This is a genomic window from Marinobacter sp. SS8-8 (genome assembly GCF_030540945.1).
Taxonomy (GTDB): Bacteria; Pseudomonadota; Gammaproteobacteria; order Pseudomonadales; family Oleiphilaceae; genus Marinobacter.
Genome location: NZ_JASSVN010000008.1, coordinates 135,733 through 154,895 on the forward strand (window position 1 = coordinate 135,733; position 19,163 = coordinate 154,895).

The following is a 19,163-nucleotide window of genomic DNA, read 5'->3' on the forward strand; positions in this document are numbered from 1 at the left end:
CTGAATCGCGCGAATTAGGCGCTTTTCAGGGCCTTGATCTTGGCGCTCAGGCGGCTCTTGTGACGAGCAACCTTGTTCTTCGCGAAGATACCTTTGTTGACCATACTGTCCAGAATCGGTTGAGCCTGCTGGAAAGCGGCCTGGGCTTCTTCGTAGTTGCCGGCTTCGATCTTGGATTGGACCTTTTTCATGTAGGTACGGGCCATGGAACGCAGGCTTGCATTGTGCTTGCGGTTCTTCTCGTTCTGACGTGCGCGCTTCTTGGCTTGCGGGGTATTTGCCACCGTAAAACTCCTGAAAATCTCAAATTTGTTGCTGAATGATTCGTTACATCGCGGGCGCGCCAAAACCAGCGCGTCGAAATAAATGACGCGGAACTATGCCGCCCAAACCTCGAAATGTCAAGGCCAAAACCCATTTCATGCCCCGACACAGAAGGCCTGTGGTAAACTCGCGGCTCACCGAGTGCGGGGTGGAACGGGAAGCAGGTAATTCCCTAAGTGCCCGCTCCAATAAGGATATCCAGAATGCCAGACAAGAGCCTGCATGTCGTCGGAACCTGAGTCAGCGCCTGAACAAAAACAACTGCCCAAAGCGCCCGGCCTGCTCAGGTCGTCGGGGCTTGTGGGTATCATGACCATGCTGTCCCGGGTGCTTGGCCTGGTCCGGGACATGGTGATTGCCCGCTATTTCGGCGCCGGCGCCGGGGCGGATGCTTTTTTTGTTGCCTTCAAGGTCCCGAATTTCCTGCGGAGGCTGTTTGCCGAGGGTGCCTTTTCCCAGGCCTTTGTACCGGTGTTGTCGTCCTACCGGGAGAATCAGTCACTTTCAGAGGTTCAGCGGCTGGTCAATGCCGTGGCCGGCTCCCTCGGGCTGGTGCTGCTGGGTGTCACCCTGGTTGCTGTTCTGGGGTCGCCGGTGCTGGCGGCGGTTTTTGCGCCGGGTTTTCTGGATGATGACGTGAAGTTTGCGCTGACCCGCGATATGTTGCGCATCACCTTTCCGTATTTGTTGCTGATCTCCCTGACCGCCTTTGCCGGCGGCATCCTGAACAGTTACGACCGCTTCGCCGTGCCGGCGTTTACCCCGGTTCTTCTGAACCTGGCGATGATTGCGGCGGCCATCTGGTTGACGCCGCTGATGGACGAGCCCGTGATGGCGCTGGCCTGGGGTGTGTTCATTGCCGGTGCCTTGCAGTTGTTTTTCCAGTTGCCCTTTTTGATGCGACTGGGCCTGTTGCCGAGGCCCCGGGTGGATTATCGCCACGAAGGTGTCAGCCGGATTCTGAAGCTGATGGCGCCTGCGCTGTTCGGGGTGTCCGTGAGCCAGATCAACCTGCTGCTCGATACGGTGCTGGCGTCTTTTCTACAGACCGGGAGCGTTTCCTGGTTGTATTACTCTGATCGGCTTTCCGAATTGCCCCTTGGGGTATTCGGCATAGCTATTGCCACGGTGATTCTGCCGAGCCTTTCCCGTAAACACGCAGCGGCGTCAGCGGACCAGTTTGCGGCCACCCTGGATTGGGCGGTCCGGGCGGTTCTGTTGATTGGTCTGCCGGCAGCCCTGGCGCTTGCGCTGCTGGCCGAACCGCTGATTGCCACGCTTTTCCACTATGGCGCGGTAACAGACCGCGATGTCGCCATGTCGGCCCAGAGCTTGCGGGCTTATTCCGCCGGGCTGCTGGCGTTCATGCTGATCAAAGTTCTGGCACCGGGGTTCTTCGCAAGGGAGGACACCAAAACGCCGGTTAAGATCGGCATTATTGCTATGGTGGCAAACATGGTGTTCAACCTGATCCTGATATTTCCGCTGGCCCACGCCGGTCTTGCGCTGGCCACCTCCATTTCGGCCTGGTTGAACGGCTACCTCCTGTGGCGGGGGCTTCGCAAGGAAGGGGCCTGGCAGAGTCAGCCCGGCTGGTTCCGCTTCCTGTTGCAACTGCTGTTTGCCAATAGTGCGCTGGCGGCCGTCATTATCTGGCTGAGAGCGCCGGTGGCTGTGTGGCTGGCAAACGGCGGTTACCAGCGGGCCGCGGATATGGCGTTGCTGGTCGGTGCCGGCGTCGGGGTTTACTTCGTTGCCCTGGTGCTGGCTGGGGTTCGGGTAAGACATTTCCGCCACAGGTAAGGTATAATCGCGCGTTTTCTCACCAGCGTTGCAGTAAAAGCAGGCGCTGAAAGCTAGCTGGCAATTGAAGGTTCGCATTACATGCGTCTGATCCGGGGCCTGACCAACCTGAAAATGCTTTCCCGTCGGGACGACTGTCCGCTCGCTAACGGGTGCGTGGCCACCATTGGCAACTTCGATGGTGTGCATCTCGGGCATAAGACCATTATTGATCAGGTGAAAAGCAAGGCTGAAGCTCTGGGTGTTCCATCCGTGGTTATGATTTTCGAGCCTCAGCCCCGGGAGTTTTTTCAGGGTAGCGAAGCGCCACCAAGGCTCATGGGGTTTCGGCAGAAATTCGAGGCCCTGCTGGCGGAAGGCATCGATATCGTGCTGTGCCTGCGTTTCAATCAGGCGTTTCGCAGCTATTCCGCCATGGGCTTTATAGACGATGTGCTGATTGGAGGGCTGGCTGTCCGCCACCTGGTGGTAGGCGATGATTTCCGGTTTGGCTGTGACCGGGCCGGGGACTTTGCGCTTCTGGAAAAGGTGGGTAAAGACGCTGGCTTTACCGTCGAAAATACGCTTACGGTAACCGTAGGCGGGGAGCGGGTGAGCAGCACCCGGGTCAGGGAATTGCTGACGGTGAATGGCCTGGAACAGGCGGAATCGCTCCTGGGGCACCCCTACCGAATCCGGGGCAGGGTTGTCTATGGGCGTCAGTTGGGGCGACGAATTGGTGCGCCAACCGCGAACATCCTGTTGCACCGGACACCGGCACTGTGCGGTGTGTATGTGGTTGCCGCCACCCTGGATGATTGTTCCCGGTACGACGGCGTTGCCAATATCGGTTTGCGCCCGACCGTGGATGGCAAACAACCCTCACTGGAAGTGCACCTGTTTGACTTTGCTGGCACACTTTATGGTCAGCATCTGGAAGTGGTATTCCGCCACGGCCTGCGGGATGAGGAAAGGTTCGCTTCCGTGGACGAATTGAAAGAACAGATTGCCCGGGATTTTGAACGCGCCCGAGCGTGGGTTGCCGAAAACGGCTCTGTGAAACGCGCGAATTGAAAACCACCGCCGCGCCCCAACGAATAAATGACCGATCAAAACTGACCAAGACCAAAAGAGTACGCACCCAAACCATGAGCGACTACAAGCACACCCTGAATCTGCCGGAAACCGCCTTCCCCATGCGCGGTAACCTGGCCAGGCGCGAGCCGGAAATGCTCAAGCGCTGGCAGGATCTGGACATCTACGGCAACCTGCGCAAGCAGCGTGAAGGGCGGGACAAGTTCATTCTCCATGATGGCCCTCCCTACGCCAACGGCAGCATTCATATTGGTCATGCGGTCAACAAGATTCTCAAGGACATGATCGTCAAGTCCCGCGGCTTCATGGGTTATGACGCACCCTACGTGCCGGGCTGGGACTGCCATGGTCTGCCCATCGAGCACAAGGTGGAGCAGGAGATTGGCAGGGCCGGGGTGAAGGTGGATTACAAGACCTTCCGCCAGGCCTGCCGCGACTATGCCACCAGGCAGATCGCCGGCCAGAAGGCCGATTTTATCCGCCTGGGTGTGATGGGTGAGTGGGACAAGCCTTACCTGACCATGGACCCGAAGGTGGAGGCGGGCATCGTTCGAGCCCTTGGCAAGATCGTCGCGAAAGGCCATCTGGTGCGTGGCTACAAGCCGGTTTACTGGAGTGTGGTGGGTCAGTCCGCACTGGCAGAGGCCGAGGTAGAGTACCAGGACAAGACCTCCACCCAGATCGATGTGCGCTTTACCGCCGTTGATCAGGCAAAAGCCCTGTCACTGTTCGGCACCGATAATGGCAGTGGCGATGTGTCTGTCGTCATCTGGACCACCACGCCCTGGACCATTCCGGCCAACCAGGCGGTCTCCCTGAATGCGGATCTGGACTATGCGCTGGTGCAGACTGATGTTGGGCAGGGCCATGAACGCATGATCCTGGCTGCCGATATGGTGGAAGGGATCATGATCCGCTGGCAGGTGGAAGAGTATGAAGTGCTGGCGACCTGTTCCGGTGCCGCACTGGAACACCTGGTTCTCCAGCATCCGATTTACGACAAGCAGGTGCCGGTTATCCTGGGGGATCACGTATCCACCGACGCCGGTACCGGCGCTGTCCACACCGCGCCCGATCACGGCATGGAAGACTTTGAGGTAGGCAAGGCGTACGGCATCGGTACCATCAACCTGGTTCAGGCTGACGGCACTTATACCTCCGCCGCCGGTGAGCTGGCGGGTGTGCATGTATACAAGGCCGACGAGCCCGTTTGCAGCGCACTGGAGCGTGAAGGCAAGCTGGTGCGCTCCGAGAAATTCCGCCACAGCTATCCCCATTGCTGGCGCACCAAGACCCCGCTGATCTACCGGGCAACGCCCCAGTGGTTTATTAGCATGGACAAGGAAAATCTCCGCGCCGACGCCCTGGAAGCAATCCAGGGTGTGCGCTGGGTGCCAGCCTGGGGTAAGAACCGTATCGAAGCCATGTTCAACCAATCTCCGGACTGGTGCATCTCACGCCAACGGACCTGGGGCGTGCCCATCACCCTGTTTATCCACAAGGAGACCCAGGAGCTGCATCCGGACACCCAGAACCTGATCGAGCAGGTGGCCCGGCAAATTGAGGAGGGCGGTATCGACGCCTGGTATGAGCTGGATGCATCTGCGCTCCTTGGCAACGATGCCGGGCAGTACGAGAAGGTCACCGACACTCTGGACGTCTGGTTTGACTCTGGCGTGACACACGAGTCGGTCCTGCGGGTTCGCGAGGAGCTGGGCCAGTTCCCGGCGGATATGTACCTGGAAGGTTCCGACCAGCATCGCGGCTGGTTCCAATCGTCCCTGAAAACGTCCATCGCCATGAACGGCGTGGCACCGTACAAGCAGGTTCTGACCCACGGCTTTACCGTCGATGGCAAGGGCCACAAGATGTCCAAATCCCTGGGCAACGTGATCGCGCCCCAGGAAGTCATGAACGAGCTGGGTGCGGACATCCTGCGTCTGTGGGTGGCGGCGACCGACTACAGTGGCGAAATGACCGTCTCAAAGGACATCCTGCGCCAGACCGCCGATGGTTACCGCCGGATCCGGAATACCTCCCGCTTCCTGCTGAGCAATTTGACCGGGTTTGATCCGGAGCAGCACATGGTCGCGCCGGAGGACATGATCGCCCTGGACCGCTGGATGGTGGACCGTGCCCTGCAATTGCAGGAAGAGCTGCATGAGGACTATGGCAACTACGCGTTCCTGCGGATTTATCAGAAGGTGTACAACTTCTGCGAAGCCACCCTGGGCGGCTTCTATCTGGATATCATCAAGGATCGCCAGTACACCACCCAGGCGGACAGTCTGGCGCGGCGTTCCTGCCAGACCGCCCTGTACCATGTGGCCGAGGCGCTCGTTCGCTGGATTGCGCCGATCCTCAGCTTTACCGCGGACGAAATCTGGCAGCACCTGCCGGGCAAGCGAAGCGATACCGTGTTCTACGAAACCTGGTATGAAGGCCTCACAGCACTGCCCGAAAACGCAGAGCTTGGCCGTGACTACTGGCGCGAGATGTACAGTGTGAAAGAGGCCGTCAACAAGTGCCTGGAAGAGGCCAGGGCACGTGGTGACATCAAAGGCTCGCTCAGTGCCGAGGTGACCCTGTTCTGCGAAGGCGACCTGGCGGCCGATCTGATGCAACTGGGCGAGGAACTGCGGTTCGTGCTGATTACCTCTGAGGCCAGCGTTAAACCGGTGTCGGAAGCTGGCGATGCGGAAATGACCTCCCATGAAGGCCTGAGGGTTAAGGTGACACCGGCCACTCACACCAAGTGCGAGCGCTGCTGGCATCACCGGGAAGACGTCGGTCGCAATGCCAAGTACGACGATCTCTGTGGTCGCTGTGTGACCAACGTGGAAGGGCCCGGCGAAGCCCGCGCCTACGCCTGATGGACGCGACCATGACGGAGCAGGTCACCGGAAGCAAACTGAAGTGGCTATGGCTGGCGGTGCTGGTGGTCATACTCGATCTCGGCACCAAGGCCATGGCCACGGCCATGCTGACCTACGGTGATCCGGTTCCGGTCATCCCCATGTTCAACCTGACGTTGCTCCACAATACCGGAGCCGCGTTCAGCTTCCTGGCCGACGCGGCAGGTTGGCAGCGCTGGTTCTTCGTAACCCTGGCCCTGGTGGTCAGCATTGTGCTGATCTACTGGCTGAAAAACCTGCAGCGTCATGAAACCTGGACCGCCATTGCCATCGTATTGATTCTCGGTGGGGCCCTGGGTAACGTCTACGACCGGGTGGTGCATGGCTATGTGGTCGACTTCCTGCATGTGTACTGGCAGGACTGGCACTTCCCCGCCTTTAACCTGGCTGACACCGCCATCACCACCGGTGCCGCCATGATGATTCTCGATATGTTCCGCAAACCCGCCAATTCTGGCGGGGACGCTGAGAGGAGTGAGTAGTTCTTATGAACGAACTGCCTGTTGACAAGGGTACCCGGGTCAAACTGCATTTCGCCCTCAAGTTTCCGGATGGTGAAGTGATCGATTCCACCTTTGAGAAAGAGCCTGCAACACTCGAAATCGGCGATGAAAACCTGCCGGAGAATTTCGAGGCTTACCTGCTGGGCATGAAGGCGGGCGACCGGGAAAGCTATCAGGTGCCGCCTGAGAAAGCCTTTGGTCAGCACAACCCGAACAACGTTCAGACGTTCAAGCGCCATGAGTTCAGCCCCGATATGGTGCTGGAGCCGGGCGTAATGATCTCCTTCGCCGATGCCCGCCAGAGCGAGTTGCCGGGTGTTGTCAGCCGCGTGGAAGGTGACGAAGTGGAGGTGGATTTCAATCACCCCCTGGCAGGGCGTACACTGACCTTCGAAGTACAGATTATTGATGTGGAGCCCGTAGGGGCGACTCATTGAAAAGAAATAGCTGAGCGTCATACTCTGAACTAGCGGAGTGCGGGGAAGAACCTGCCGGGACTGTCTGCAGCATGGATGCTGCAGTCAAGCGTACAGGGACGTATTCACAGCGTGTCCCGGCAGGTTCTTCCCCGTAGCCCGCGGTCGCAATGCTCCAAAGTCCTTCGTCCGGAATATAGTGGCAAGATAATGCAAATCAGACTCGCAAACCCCCGTGGCTTCTGTGCCGGCGTTGACCGCGCCATCGAAATCGTCAATCGCGCCCTGGACGTGTTCGGAGCGCCGATCTACGTGCGCCACGAAGTCGTGCATAACAAATTCGTGGTGGACAACCTCCGAAACCGCGGCGCCGTCTTCGTTGACGAACTGGACGAAGTGCCGGACGACAAGCTCGTTATTTTCAGTGCCCACGGCGTCTCCCAGGCGGTACAGAATGAAGCCGCCCGCCGCGGCCTGAAGGTTTTCGATGCCACCTGTCCTTTGGTCACCAAGGTCCACCTGGAAGTGATGCGCTACAGCCGCGACGGCCGTGAATGCATCCTGATCGGCCACCATGGCCACCCGGAAGTGGAAGGCACCATGGGGCAGTACGACCACAGCAATGGTGGTGACATCTATCTCGTGGAAAACGAAGGGGACGTGGCCAACCTGGAAGTGAAAGACCCCGCGAAGCTTTCCTACGTTACCCAAACCACCTTGTCCATGGACGACACCGCCCGGGTTATCGACGCACTGCGAGCGAAATTTCCGGAGATCCAGGGCCCGCGCAAAGACGACATCTGCTACGCCACCCAGAACCGCCAGGATGCCGTCAAGCAGCTGGCTGGCGATTGCGATCTGATGCTGGTGGTAGGATCTCCGAACAGTTCCAACTCCAATCGACTGCGTGAGCTGGCCGAGAGAATGGGGACGCCAGCCTACCTGATTGATGAGGCCTCCCAGATCGATGCTGAGTGGCTTGAAGGGAAGACCTCGGTTGGTGTTACTGCTGGTGCCTCAGCGCCTGAGGTGCTGGTGAATGATGTGATTGCCCGCCTCAGGGATCTGGGTGGTAGCGTTCCGGAAGAGGTTGCCGGGCGCGAGGAGAATATTGTGTTCTCCATGCCGCGGGAGTTGCGGATTGATGCCATTGAGCTCGATTGAGCTCAATGGCATCACAAGTTTGTTACCAGCATCCTGCCTGCGCTGCGCCTCGATTTCCCTGTTCGTCGAGAGTCAGCGTCCCACAGTCATCTCCTGCCTGTCCTCCGGTGGGGGCTGCTTGCAAGGTAAACGTGTCTCTTGTGACATTGCCGGCAAAAGTTATGCCGTAAAATGCCGTGCCGTTTTGAGGCGACTGAGTGTATGGCAATGCGGGGTTGTTCCCTCCATCGCGATAATCAAAGCCGTTCGAGTAGCGGCGCTCCATCCACTGGGACAGTTCCAGTAAATCCGATTGTGCTGTTGTCCTTCGCGTTTGCTCAACCTGATTTTGATATAGCGGAAATGCGATTGCTGCAATAATTCCGATGATCGCAACCGTAATCATCATTTCAATCAGAGTGAAGCCATAAGCTTGGCATGCTTTTATGCTCTTTTCTATTCTGGTGTTGGTCAAAATCATATCGCTCTATTCGCTTATCTAAATTGGGAACATCTGCGCGATTCTCATTGATCGAGTAATTCGAGCTGCGTAATAAGTCTTGCGCCGAGACTCTGATCCACGATTCTTCCCACCTCAATTTCTACCGAGGTACCGGGTTGGAGACGATTGAGCACTTGCTCTCTTGACCAGATAGCGTTGTTGAATCGGATAACGCGGTCTAGAATGAAAGATCTGTCATCAATGATTACCAAACCTTGTTCTGGGTTTATCGAGTTTATAGCGCCTGTGTAACGCTGTCCTTCTGTGAGTATACTGACCTCTGATTCAGGCATTTCCTCTGCTGTCGGGCTCCCCAGCGGTAGTATCAAGAGTGCCACTGACGCAAAAGCTATCAGGCTGAACCGGGTTTTGTGGTTGCTGAGTTTCATACTGGTACCTTCCAGTTCGTCAATAGAGGTTCTGCGGCATCGCTCTGGAACAGCTCCTTAGCGGAGCTGCTCCCAGGTTTGCCGGCCAATGTTTGAATCCAAGGATCTGGCACAAAGTGCGTCTTCACAGGGCTCGTCCGGATCCAGTTGGTTTGGGTCGAGCCCGGGAATGATCACTTCAGAATCTCCGTCACTAGTCGCGATAGTTCTATTTTCACCGCCGTAACCCTGCTGAATACCGCTTGGTGTGTAACCTCCGGTGATGTCACCGGAATTGAAGAGCCCATCTCTGTTTAAGTCGAAAACCGGGGTGTCTGAGGGCTCACCGCTGGCCAGCTTCAGATCCATGATAAAGCCTGTTCTTCCGCTGCTGCAGGGATCGTCATCAGGTATGACGGTTGTAAATCTGACCCTGTCGGGATTTACCCCAAACGGGAAGGTGGCCCGGCTGATGACGCGTTCGCCCGTCTGTGATGAGCCGTAGATCAGATCCAGGTACCAGCCATCTTCGGTAGTAAGCTCGTTATCGGATGTTTCGCGAACAGTAAAGGTATTCGCCCCATTTCCTGAAGCGCGATTAACAGTTACTTGTTCCTGTGTCGTAATGGTCTGTTCGAGCAGGTCTGATCGCACCAGATTGCTCTTGGAAAGGTCATCTTTGATGGCATACAGGCTTTGAACGTTGTAGTTGCTCTCATCACCATTGCGGATGAAGCTGCCAGTCCCGAAGGCGATGACGAGTTCATCAGCATTAGAGGGGTTCAGAGCTACTCGCGGCGCAACCGTAATGGGCTGGGAAGCTCCACTGCCGTCTTCTGCCGAAAAAACCCGGGTGGCCGACCAGTTCTGAAGGTTGGTTTTCGAAAGATCGAACCGCCACATATTGCCAAGCAGGTCACCCGCATAGGCGTAACGGGTGATGGCGTCCGTCTCGGGGAAGCTTGTAATAACTGGCGAAGCCAGGCCATTCGGGCTCACTGCGCTTCCTGCGCCGGTTTCAAGCTCTCTTAGCAGAGTTCCATCGGCAAGGTTAACAATGAATAAGCTTGATTCGTTGCTTGAACCATTGTAACCGTTACCGAAAATGGCAACCCAGTCACCAGTGGCCAACCTCGCAATCTGGGGATCAGTTACACCGTAACCGAGATCAGGATGTGTGAACTCCCACAGGACATCGTCAGAGGGAGAAAAAGACCCCGGGTCAGTGACATCCAACGCAAATACTGTTTTGCCCCCAAGACCCATGGTGCCGAGTAATATGGTTCTCCATTCTTTTGAGTTATTGCCATCCTTATCGATGTAGGCGTCCTGAATCCTGGGAGTGCCATCCATAAAATATTTATGGGAATAGGCGGGGTCCATCAGGTCAGAGATGCGTGCATAACTATTGGTTCCCTGAGGAAGTAGGAGTTCGCCTGGCACATAGCCGAACAGCTCGTTCCCGGTCTCGCTATTGAACGCATGCAAAATGCCATCATTGGCTGGCACATAGAGGGCATCAATCCGGTTTTGGTAGGCGGTAGTGGAGCGGAAAGGCCCATAACTACTTCCTTCAGGCACGGGCAACCTGGCAAGTCCATAGTTGGTTTTCCCGACGAATTGCGGGTTGGCATTTATGATATCGCCGAGCAATCTGTTTACTGTATTGCCGTTCTCGTTGACTTCGCGGGACCTGAACGAAGCGTTGGCGCTTGTGTCTCCGTGCAGCCATGCCAATCGTTGATAACCGAGGTTGTCCTGTACCGAGGAGAGAGTCGGGTCCGCATTCAATGCCTGCCGTTGAGCTGCGGAGAGATTGGACAGGGATGCGTCACTAGCAAACTCCAGTTCAACCCCCTCAGTTCCGTTATGAGTAATCAGAGTTCTGTCGGCTACAGCGGTATTCGCAAGCACAGTCTCAGCATTCCAGATTTCCGATCCCTGATCGAAGTTGAAGCCCATCAGGGTGCCTGACCAGTCTTCACTGCGGAATCCTGCGAAGAAGCCAAGTGATTCAGTTCTCAACACGGCTGAACTGACGGCTGCTGACGAAGCAGAGGTCTGTGCCCTGGCCGTCAGATCTCCCAGGAAGCCAGCAATTGCAAGTTTGAACGCCTCGGGGTCTTGGGCGCTTGCGTAACCACCTCGCCCATTTATTGCAGCATGTAAGAGGTCATCAATATTCTCGGGGCTTCTGTTTCCACTTGGCTCTGGCCAGTTGATTTGAGCCCCTGACTTGATCGCTGCGGTGGCATCTGCCTCTGAGATATCACCAACTACGCCCAATCCGATTGTGAACGTCACCATATGTTGCCAGAAAGCCGGATCGACTCCCCCTGTGGGTACGTCGTTGTCCAGGTCGGTTCTAAGATCATTTTTCCAATACTTCATGGCAACGTCGGCCAGTGTGTTGGAGTAGTTGTCTGCAAATGGGGAAACTGCCTGGTAACTGAAGTCATCTCCGTTGGGATCAGGATTGGTATAGGTGGGACCGGGTGCATTGTCCACGTTTCCTACACTGGGGTTGCTTCCGTTCCAGATGCCGTCTGTCATAAGTATCGAGAAGCTCTGGCGACACTCAACGTGTGCTGTATTGTCGTTTGTTCCCGGGATGGCTCCCCATGGACCACGATTGTCTGATCTGGAGTAATATTCGCCAATGTCCTTAAGAGCTGTCCTTAGGGGGGTGCCTCCGCTAACATCTTTTGATTGCAGCCATGAAAGAAACTGTTCTCGCCGGTTGTTGTTAAAAGGTCGAGCGCCACTGACGATAGTATCGGTATCCGCAACACCATCAATCGTGTTGTCGTTAATGTTGATCGCGCCATAACCTAGTCGGATGTTTTCTGGTAGGTCAAAAAATGCTTCGGTGATGCCTGACTTGGCAGCCTTATCCCGAGTACTATAGTAAGAAAACCAGTTGGCGTAATTCTGTTTTACTTCATCCGCGGCATTGTTAAGTAACACTGTGTTGTAGCAATCGTTGTCTTTGGGATTGGCGAGACACTCCTGTGACTGAATCAGATCCATGTAAAAACCTTCTTCAATGGTTCCAATCTGATCAAAGCGAATGTATTGACTCAGGTTATCGGTTTGCGAATTGGGGTCAAAGCCATTGACCGGCGCGCTTGTGTATGAAGAGTTTGGATGCCGACCGCTGCCATCTGGTTTGAACGGAGGAACGTAGGTCACGTCAGGATCGTAATAAATTTTGTTGACGTCGCTTGAGTAATACCAATTGTTGTAAATATCGTTGCCTCCGAGGTCATCCGGCATGTATCGCCAACCCATGGAGCCAGAGTCGTCAAACACGAACATCAGGTTAGGATCGACTGATTCCTTGAGAAACAGTGGAACCGAGGACAGATTGACCTGGGCGAAAGCGGCCTGGGTGGTGGCCAACGAAAACGCAAGACTTGCAGCAAATGCAGACAGCCGGGATAAGTGCGACTTCTTGGGTCTGGGTTTGATATGTAAGCTCATGGCTAACTCTCCATTTAGAGCGGGCAGAAAATATTCTTGCGCGGCTCGAAAAATCTCTTTGTCTACTGGGGTGGTAAAAGCACAGTTGATTGCAGAACACTGACGGCGTCCGGGCTGCCGCCTTGTCCGCGGGACGTAACTTCAAATCGCTCAAAGCAAGGCTGCCCCGGCTCAATTGGGCATACATCTGCCAGGCGTGCGTGGTGGTAGACGGGTTGAGCACTAACATCTCCGCCTGCATTTCCAGTTCCAGAAGCTGCCGGATTAGCTCCATCCCAGTCCCACGGCGCCGTGAGTCTGGCGGTGACAAATGCTGTTTGGCGTGTCACGAGTGTTCCTATTAGATCTGTTTCTGCCTGCCTGAGTCCTGCTTCTGACGCCTGGAATGAGATCGCGCTGTCATGCGCATTACTCGCCATTCTTTCTTGCATGACCGAACCTTGCATGCCACCGATCGCCAGGAGGGAGATCAGGAGCAGCATCACAAGCGCTACGATAAGGGTGGCGCCCCGCTGCCGTTGCGCGAAGGAGCCGACCGCTATCCTAGCCTCAGTTCTGTACGTTTTCTGCGTCACATTCTTCCCCTCAGTGCAGTGGTGCTAACGGACACCAGTCGAACACGTCGATCTCCGTTGTTTGCCTGTGCTACTTCGCTACCCAGCATGTCAAAGCTACGGTCGTTTTCCTCATCGAGGACTTCATCCTGGCTACGGGTCAGAACCGAGAATCGAACACTGGCAATCGAATCCCAGTCAATGACCTGGTTTGCGGGCAGATAATCATCTGCAGCGTTGGTCCCACCAGTATTCACTCCGTATAGAATTTGTAGAGTTTCAACTCCGGAAACCAGCTCTTGGGGGGGTTGAAGCGGCGTTATCAGCCGTCTGAACAGGGCAGGTTCGCCATTTGTGCCCTCGCCGATGTAATAGGCCATGGACGTGAATTCGTAGACTTTGGTCTGGGGATCGTAGCTCAGATTGAAGTTGTTGCCGTTGTTGCCAGGATTGATATTGCCACCGGCCATTGTGATGGAGCTGGCGTTCGCATTGTTACTTTTTTGAAAAAGTTCGCCCTCAGAACAATCACCGCGAGTCGCGAGTACAACTCTGTTTGCATCAACTCCGGAGCTGCCTGTCAGGTTAATGCTATTGCCGTTCTGAGGGTTGGCTGCATTTACGGGTACTCCGAGCGGTGTCAAGGCATTGACTATGATTACATCGGAATTGGTTACGACGGAGCCCGCTAGATTGGCGGGGAGGTTCGTGCCCCCTGCGCCAGAGGCCCAGTTTCCAGCTCCGGGGGTGGCCAGAGCGCCTGCAAGTGTAATGCTGTCGCCAGGGCCGGTGCCGGTGTATTCCCACCCTTGAACCGCCCGTGTCAAAGGTACTGTCAAGACGCCGTTCAATCGATTATCAACAACCTGATCAAGCGGTCGTCCCATTTCTGCTAGGCAACCGAAACTGCCGGCAGAGCGAAGATCAGGGTTCAGGACTGCCGACACAAATCGGGTGCTTTCCTGGGCATGAGCCAGGCCCTGGGTCTGGCGGTAGGTTTCGTTGCCGCTAAGATAAATCTGGGTAACACCCAGGGTCAGTACAAGTCCGAGCGCCATGGCTATCAGTAGTTCAATTAGAGACAGACCCGATTGGCAGCGCGCAAATATTTGTGCAGAAAGACGAGAAAGTGCGGGCTTTGACATGATCAAATCTGTGTCCTCACTACTACAGGGTTCATGGCCTGGTCATTCTGGTCCCAGTCGATCGTGACCGTAACCGTATTGCCGTTCACAGCCACCGTACGTTCCGCCTCTGGAAGCAGGCAGGCGAGATTGTTCTCCCAGGCGGCGATGTCATTAGCCGCCACTGTTGCGTTGGCAGGCACGAATGAGGTGTCACATGCTCCGTTGTCAGCACCTTGTGCATTGCCTTCAGCGAGAGCGTATGCGCCTGGGTTGTCCGGATTGGCGCGAATCCGGTCTAGGATATCTTCTGCGAGCAATACAGCCTGGCTGCGATTTTGCGACTGGGAATTCATTTGCAGAGAGACGATCTGGGTTGAAGCGACCCCGAGTATGCCGATGCCCAGCACCAGAACAGTGACAAGAATCTCGATCAAGCCCAGCCCCGACTGCTGGTTTAGCGAAGTCGGCTGAGTGTACCATTTAAGTTTCCGAGCAATTGGGGTCACGGGCACACTCCGTCGTCAATTTCTGTTCGTCCGACTGGGCTAATTCGGATAGTACGGAAGGTTATGTCACCGCTGGCGCAGCCATTTGGGGCAACGGTAAAAATCTGGGCCGCTTGTGGGACAAGAAACCCTCGGCGGTCAAATACCAAATCTCCGGTAGTCTCCGTAAAGGTAAGATTGCCCGGAGACTCAAAGCCCCGGATCTGGTTATTGGCACAGTCGCCGGTTGCATCACCTTCATGTACACACCAGCCACTGGCCAAGCCGCCATCGGAACTGAATGTTACAGAGGTGCCGCGCTTTATTGCTTCGGTTCTTGCGAGCTTAATTGAAGAAACCAACAGGTTGGTACCAGATGCCAGCCTGTTGCCCTCGATCAGCCTTCCAAAACCGGGCACCGCGACCGTAGCAATAATCGCGAGCACTACCATGGTAATTAGCAACTCAATCAGCGTGAAACCTGCCGTTCTTTTCAACATGCCATATCCTGTTGGTTAGCCTCAGGGTAGTAGATCAAAGGTGCCAGCGGTATGCATCGGTCATGCGACGAACGGTAGAAGTCCGGGAGTAAGTGGTATCCTGTTTTTCCGGTTGTGACTGAAGTCACGCTTTTCTGCCATGTCTCAGGCAATTATCTGTCCATCAGGTGCCTGGGCAGTTAACGGTGGTGCCCCAAGGAAGCCTGATCGTGCCATCGCCGTCCTCATCGTGAAGGGTTCTTAGGCGGCCACCGATATTAAGTGCCAGGTAACTCATTGCTATACCCTGATTGCCAGATTCAGAGCATGCAACAAGACTTCCCATGGTGCCGCGACTCATGCCATTGGGAGCCAACTGAAAGTAGCCCCTTCCCGCCGTTCTTGAATACAGCCTGGCATTGCTTTTTGAAAGATTGAATATTCTATGGATGCGGCCATTGTCGGGGCGTTTGTCGTTGTCTCTGTCGGGGAAAACAGACACCGGTTGATTCCAGTTATCGGTGCACCGTAGTGCAGCGGAAAGAGGGCAGATGGTGGTGAGGGTTTTCTGATGCACGGCGTAGGAGCGCGCCAAAGCAAACATACGATACGTGTTTTTAATGACGTCGGTATGACGGGTTTCAGAGATCAGGCGCGTCCAAGTGGTGCTCGCGATGCCGGCCAGGATGGCCAGCAGCGCCATGGTCAGAACGAGTTCAACCAGAGTGAAGCCCCTGGCATTGATTTGGAGCTGCATAGCCAACATCCATGTTGATTGGTAGAGGGATGCTTTTCTATCCTTTAGAAAAGCATGTTGGAGTCTACCTGAAAACGGATTGTTGCGTACCCTTGAGCAGCATTTTCTGGGACGGCGGTCACTCCATCCCCAACTTCTTCAATCGATACCTTAACGCCCGAAAGCTAATCCCCAATCGTTTCGCCGCTGCCGTCTTGTTCCACCGGGTCGCCTCCAGCGCCTTCTCGATGGCCTGCCGTTCAATTTTTTCAAGATACCCCTCCAGATCGATTTCACCATCCGGTACCGCTATCCCTTCGCCCTCGCTGACCTGGCCCTCAGCAATGATCTGTGAGGCCGATGCGGCGTGCTGGGCTCCGTTCCCGAGGAGCAGATCCTCCGCGTCAATCTGGTCGGCGTCGCACAGGGTAAAAGCGCGTTCCAGTATGTTTTCCAGTTCCCTTACGTTACCGGGGAAGTCATAACTCTTGAGGTGGCTGATGGCAGCGGATGTTAACGTCGCCGGATCGCATTCATACTCTCTGGCAATGCGTTCAAGGATGTGTCTGGCGAGCAGGGGAATATCGTCCAGGCGCTCCCGCAGCGGCGGAACAGCCAGCTCGATCACGTTGATCCGGTAGAACAGGTCCTGCCGAAAACTGCCTTCCTGAACCAGTTCCGGCAGGTTTTTATGGGTGGCGCTCAGCACCCGGATATCCACCGGCACTTCCCTGGTATCGCCAACTGGCCGCACGGCTTTTTCCTGGAGGGCCCTGAGCAGCTTTACCTGCATGGCCAATGGCAGGTCTGCCACTTCATCAAGGAACAATGTGCCGCCGTTAGCCGAGCGGAACAGGCCGTCCTTGTTCTCCACGGCTCCGGTAAAGCTGCCTTTCTTGTGGCCAAAGAATTCGCTTTCCATCAGTTCCGAGGGGATCGCACCGCAGTTAACCGCGATAAACGGGCCGTCGCGGCGAGGGCCCTGCAGATGGATCATTCTGGCCACCAGTTCCTTACCACTGCCGGACTCACCACTGATGAAGACCGGCGCCTGGCTTCTGGCCAGTTTTCGGGTCTGGTTGCGCAGTTTTTTGATCTCGGGGGATTTTCCAAGCAGCAGGCCGGGCTCATCGGCAGCGTCTTCCGCATCTGCTTTGGGCTCCGAGAGCCTGAGGGCGCTATTCACCAGTTCCCGTAACCGGGGCAGTTCCACCGGCTTGGAAACAAAATCAAAGGCACCGGCTTTGAGGGATTCGATGGCCGTATCCATATTGCCGTAGGCGGTAATGACGGCCACCGGTGTTGCCGGAGCGTGCTGCTGGATCCACTGAACCAGTTCGATGCCATTGCCGTCGGGCAGGTTCATATCCGTGAGGCAGAGGTTCGGTTTGTTTTGTTCCAGCAAGGCCAGGGCGCTGGTCAGGTCGTGTGCCGTAAGTGTTTTTACCCCCATCCGGGTCAGGGTGATTTCCAGCAGTTCCCGGATGTCCGGTTCGTCGTCAACGATCAGCGCTGTGTAGGTGGTCATCTTGTGTTGTCGGTTCCATGTCGTTATTCAGACGCCCGATATCCGCCGGCGCCAGGTCAGATCAGTCGCCCCGGGTGGGCGAACGTGATGCGGAAACAGCAGCCGGGCTGATTGTCCTCTACCAGGGAAAGATGCGCCTGGTTAGCCTCGCACAGTTCCCGTGCCAGATAAAGCCCTAGCCCGGTTCCGCTCTTGTCGGTGGTGAAAAAGGGCTCGAACACCGAGCCACGGTTTTCCGGAGCAATGCCGGGGCCAAAGTCGCGGACATCAATATACGCCCGCTCGCCATCGGCGGTTGTCCCCGCATGCAGTTCGATGCGCCGATTACCAGAGTGTTGTTTACTATAGCGCAAACCGTTGTCGCAAAGATTCACCATCACCTGTTCAATCTGGCTTTTGTCAAACCGAGCTGGCGGTAATTGCGGATCGATTTTCAGAACGATGTTGGCCGAACTGCGGCTGTTGTCCTGCGTTTGCAAAAAGTCTTCCCGGAATTCCTGGAGCCAGGGTGCGACCTCGATCAGATCCGCATGGGCGGCCCGGCGCCGAGAAAGATCCAGAACATTCTCGATAATACCATTCACCCGGCGTGAATGACGCCGGATAATCTCCAGCATCTGCCGGTCATCGGGTTCGAGGTTCGGCGCTTCTTCCATAAGCTGGGCTGCATGGCTGATCGCGCCAAGCGGGTTGCGGATCTCATGGGCAATGCCTGCGGTGAGTCGCCCCAGGGACGCGAGTTTCATCTGTTGGGCCTGCTGGGTGACTTTACTCATATCCTCGATGAACACAAGGATCTGGTCGCCCCGCTCCTGGTCCAGTTGGGTAAAGTTGGCCTGCAGTAGCGGGGAAGTCGGTGACGGTTGAAACGGCTCAATTCGCCGCGTGGGGTCTTTCAGCCAGTCTTCGAGACCCTGCCTCAGGGGGTTGGGCAACACGCTCGCGCGCTCGTGAATCGGTAATGACACTTTGGGAGCGCCGTATAAAAGCTCCTCGGCGGCTGCGTTGGCAAGACGGATCTGGCCGAAACGGTCCAGCACCAGAATGCCGGTGCGCATGCGCTGGATGATCTGCTGGTTGATCTGCTCCAGTTCGGCAATGCTGCGTGCCCGGCTGCTGGCAAGTGCTTCACTGCGCATCATCCTGCGAGAAATGTTCTGCAAGACAAAAGCGGCGGCAAAGTAGAGGATGCCGAGGGAGCCGGCCCGGACAATATCGTCTGCCGATTCACCCAGTGCCAGTACCGCCCACCCGGAGATGCCCAGCGAACTGATGGCGGCCAGTGCGGCATAAAACGTTCCCATGCGGCTTGGGGTCAGGATGTTGCCTGCGGCCACGGAAACAATAACCAGGTTGGCCAGGCCGTTGGTAATGCCCGTACTGGTGAGCAACAGCCCGTGTATGATCAGGATATCCAGCAGGATCGAAAGCGTGATGTGCCGCTGGCCAGGATGAAACCCGGCCACGAGGAGCAGGGCGATAAAAGCGTTCAACCCCAGATACGCCGAAACGCCGGCCTGATAGTAGTCGAGCATCCGGAACCGCACATCGAAATTGACCGGATCGACGAATAGCAGCGCCACCAGTATAAGGCTGACCACCAGGCGATAGTGGTTGTAGATCCGGAACAGCTTGGCCTGCTGCAGGCCGGACGGCGTTGAGGGAGTCGGGCTGAGTGGTTCTGCCGAATGTGCTGGTGTATCTGCTGTCATGATTTACGGGA

The 19,163-nt window shown here is 56.1% G+C and carries 17 protein-coding genes; 6 read left to right on the forward strand and 11 right to left on the reverse strand.

The genetic code is table 11. The annotated features are described in order from the left end of the window. Window positions 1-14: 14 nt before the first annotated feature. On the reverse strand, window positions 15-284 hold the full coding sequence (gene rpsT / locus QPL96_RS10390; protein WP_303287306.1) for a 30S ribosomal protein S20: 270 nt from the start codon (window positions 282-284) through the stop codon (window positions 15-17). 262 nt (window positions 285-546) lie between these two features. Between rpsT and murJ the strand changes: the two genes are divergently transcribed. From murJ to ispH, 6 genes are all read left to right on the forward strand, one after another. Then, window positions 547-2,127, forward strand: a complete 1,581-nt coding sequence (gene murJ / locus QPL96_RS10395; RefSeq protein WP_303287307.1) for a murein biosynthesis integral membrane protein MurJ — start codon at window positions 547-549, stop codon at window positions 2,125-2,127. An 81-nt stretch (window positions 2,128-2,208) separates the two neighbouring features. Further along, on the forward strand, window positions 2,209-3,180 hold the full coding sequence (gene ribF, locus QPL96_RS10400) for a bifunctional riboflavin kinase/FAD synthetase (RefSeq protein ID WP_303287308.1): 972 nt from the start codon (window positions 2,209-2,211) through the stop codon (window positions 3,178-3,180). Window positions 3,181-3,254: 74 nt separating this feature from the next. Next, window positions 3,255-6,074, forward strand: coding sequence for an isoleucine--tRNA ligase (gene ileS / locus QPL96_RS10405; protein WP_303287309.1), 2,820 nt, complete (start codon window positions 3,255-3,257; stop codon window positions 6,072-6,074). Then, window positions 6,074-6,598, forward strand: coding sequence for a signal peptidase II (lspA, locus tag QPL96_RS10410; RefSeq protein ID WP_303287310.1), 525 nt, complete (start codon window positions 6,074-6,076; stop codon window positions 6,596-6,598). Before ileS ends, lspA begins: the two co-directional genes overlap by 1 nt. A 5-nt stretch (window positions 6,599-6,603) precedes the next feature. Beyond that, on the forward strand, window positions 6,604-7,056 hold the full coding sequence (gene fkpB / locus QPL96_RS10415; RefSeq protein ID WP_303287311.1) for an FKBP-type peptidyl-prolyl cis-trans isomerase: 453 nt from the start codon (window positions 6,604-6,606) through the stop codon (window positions 7,054-7,056). A 189-nt stretch (window positions 7,057-7,245) separates the two neighbouring features. Beyond that, the gene (ispH, locus tag QPL96_RS10420; protein ID WP_303287312.1) at window positions 7,246-8,199 is read left to right on the forward strand and encodes a 4-hydroxy-3-methylbut-2-enyl diphosphate reductase; all 954 of its coding nucleotides are present in this window, start codon (window positions 7,246-7,248) and stop codon (window positions 8,197-8,199) included. A 22-nt stretch (window positions 8,200-8,221) separates the two neighbouring features. On the opposite strand, the gene QPL96_RS10425 is transcribed toward ispH, so the two are convergent. The 10 genes from QPL96_RS10425 to QPL96_RS10465 all read right to left on the reverse strand — a co-directional run bounded on the left by QPL96_RS10425 (window position 8,222) and on the right by QPL96_RS10465 (window position 19,152). Next, complete coding sequence (locus QPL96_RS10425) at window positions 8,222-8,659, reverse strand: type IV pilin protein (protein WP_303287313.1); 438 nt, start codon at window positions 8,657-8,659, stop codon at window positions 8,222-8,224. A gap of 44 nt (window positions 8,660-8,703) precedes the next feature. After that, entirely contained in the window at window positions 8,704-9,069 is a 366-nt protein-coding gene (locus QPL96_RS10430) for a hypothetical protein (protein ID WP_303287314.1), read from the reverse strand. 57 nt (window positions 9,070-9,126) lie between these two features. Beyond that, on the reverse strand, window positions 9,127-12,531 hold the full coding sequence (locus tag QPL96_RS10435) for a pilus assembly protein (RefSeq protein WP_303287315.1): 3,405 nt from the start codon (window positions 12,529-12,531) through the stop codon (window positions 9,127-9,129). Window positions 12,532-12,593: 62 nt separating this feature from the next. Then, window positions 12,594-13,106, reverse strand: a complete 513-nt coding sequence (locus tag QPL96_RS19470; protein ID WP_368388915.1) for a PilX N-terminal domain-containing pilus assembly protein — start codon at window positions 13,104-13,106, stop codon at window positions 12,594-12,596. After that, the gene (locus QPL96_RS10440; RefSeq protein ID WP_303287316.1) at window positions 13,103-14,230 is read right to left on the reverse strand and encodes a PilW family protein; all 1,128 of its coding nucleotides are present in this window, start codon (window positions 14,228-14,230) and stop codon (window positions 13,103-13,105) included. Before QPL96_RS10440 ends, QPL96_RS19470 begins: the two co-directional genes overlap by 4 nt. A gap of 2 nt (window positions 14,231-14,232) precedes the next feature. Beyond that, window positions 14,233-14,718, reverse strand: coding sequence for a type IV pilus modification protein PilV (gene pilV, locus QPL96_RS10445; protein ID WP_303287317.1), 486 nt, complete (start codon window positions 14,716-14,718; stop codon window positions 14,233-14,235). Then, window positions 14,715-15,197, reverse strand: coding sequence for a GspH/FimT family pseudopilin (locus QPL96_RS10450; RefSeq protein WP_303287318.1), 483 nt, complete (start codon window positions 15,195-15,197; stop codon window positions 14,715-14,717). The genes pilV and QPL96_RS10450 overlap by 4 nt, the downstream gene beginning before the upstream one ends. 163 nt (window positions 15,198-15,360) lie before the next feature. Then, entirely contained in the window at window positions 15,361-15,933 is a 573-nt protein-coding gene (locus tag QPL96_RS10455) for a GspH/FimT family pseudopilin (protein WP_303287319.1), read from the reverse strand. 118 nt (window positions 15,934-16,051) lie between these two features. Beyond that, window positions 16,052-17,440: a sigma-54 dependent transcriptional regulator gene (locus QPL96_RS10460; protein WP_303287320.1), complete on the reverse strand. Its 1,389-nt coding sequence runs from the start codon at window positions 17,438-17,440 to the stop codon at window positions 16,052-16,054. A gap of 56 nt (window positions 17,441-17,496) precedes the next feature. Next, window positions 17,497-19,152 (reverse strand): PAS domain-containing sensor histidine kinase, encoded by a 1,656-nt coding sequence (locus tag QPL96_RS10465; RefSeq protein WP_303287321.1) that lies wholly within the window; start codon window positions 19,150-19,152, stop codon window positions 17,497-17,499. Between the last annotated feature and the right edge of the window lie 11 nt (window positions 19,153-19,163).